Below are 1562 nucleotides of genomic sequence, written 5' to 3' on the forward strand. Positions count from 1 at the left end.
CGCCGGGCGGTACGCCGCCGATGCCGCCCTGCGGCCCGAGCGTTCCGGTTCCACCGCGCGGCGCGGCCGGCTGCCCGCGGGGTTCGGCGGTCCGCCGCTCACCGTGCACAGCGCGGACGACGGCCATGTCGTCCTCACCCGCTCCCTGACGGCTCAGCTCCCCGGCGTCTACGGGCTCGTGGGGCGCGACTGCCGCGCCGTCGTCGGGCCCGTGCTGGACGGTGAGCCCGCGAAGGCGCCGCCCGACACCGTCGTACGCCGGCTGGAACGGCTCGACCACGGCGAACTCAGGCCCGGCACCAAGGTGTGGCTCACCCCGCAGCTCTTCGCGGACGCCCCGGCGCCGAAGACCGGCAGAGGCGCGGGCACGGGCACGGACACGGCCGACGGCACCGCACCCGCACCCCTGTCCGGATCCGCGTCCGCTCCCGCCCCCGTCGAGGTCCCCGGCGAACTCGGCCCGCTGCCCGCCTGGTTCGTGCCCGGCGTGCGCGGCACCTGGATCGTCACGCTGCACGGCCTCGGCGCCGGCCCGGCACAGGCGCTGCCGCTGCTCCCCTTCTACGAGGGCCTCAAGACGCCCGTGCTCGGCCTCTCCTACCGCGGTGACGCCGGGGCGCCGCCGCCTCCCGACGGCGTACGTCACCTCGGCGACACCGAGTGGCGCGACGTCGAGGCCGCCGTGCGGTACGCGGTGCGCGGCGGCGCCCGCCGGGTCGTCCTGCACGGCTGGTCCAGCGGCGCGTCCATGGCGCTGCGCGCGGCGGAGGAGCTGTCCGCGCCGGCCGCTGCCGCCTCCGGCCCCGGCACTCTGGATCCCTCCGACTCCGCGGACGTCGCCGGCCGGATCGCCGGGCTCGTCCTCGACTCCCCGATCCTGGACTGGCGGGGGACCGTCCGCGCGCTGGCCGCCTCCCGGCACACCCCGCGCGCGCTGCTGCCGCTGGCCGTACGGGCGGCGCAGGGCCGGGCCCGGGTACGTCCGGAACGCATGCGGCAGATCGCGGACCCGGCCGCCGTGGACGTCCCGACGCTGCTGCTGCACGGCCCGGACGACACCGTCGCCTCCTGGGAGCGCTCGAAGGAACTGGCCCGTGCCCGCGGTGAGTCGGTGACCCTGCACACGGTGCCCAGCGCGCCGCACGCCGCGATGTGGAACGCCGACCCGGAGGCGTACGAGGAGCGGCTGCGCCGGTTCCTGACACCGCTGCTGTGATCCCCGGCCCCTTCGGGAGCGGACCGGGGCGTGCCGGGCCGGGCCGGAGACCGACGCGAGCCATCGGAACGCCGGGATCGGACGGCCTCCTGCGGCAGCGGTCCCGCACGCCGCGCGCCCGTCCGCTTTCGCCGCTCAAATGCTCATCGCTGCAACGATTTCCACCGCCCCGACAGAAGCGGATGACGCAATTCCGGGGCCCCGTTTTGGGTTTGGCGCGCCGACCGTGAAGACTGCTCCTGTGACGCCGTCCCGTACCCCGCGAGACAACCCGCTCCGCCTCGTCCCCACGCGGCCGATCGCCGCGGCCCGGCGCACCGTGACCGCGCGTCGCGCGCGCCCGTCG

At 76.9% G+C, this 1562-nt stretch carries 1 protein-coding gene; it reads left to right on the forward strand.

Going from position 1 to position 1562, the window contains the following annotated elements:
• Positions 1-1216, forward strand: a 1216-nt coding sequence (locus AN218_RS29715; RefSeq protein ID WP_070020166.1) for an alpha/beta hydrolase, incomplete at its 5' end; no start/stop codon positions are given.
• Positions 1217-1562: the final 346 nt, after the last annotated feature.

It is taken from the genome of Streptomyces nanshensis, from assembly GCF_001751255.1.
GTDB classification, from domain to species: Bacteria; Actinomycetota; Actinomycetes; order Streptomycetales; family Streptomycetaceae; genus Streptomyces; species Streptomyces nanshensis_A.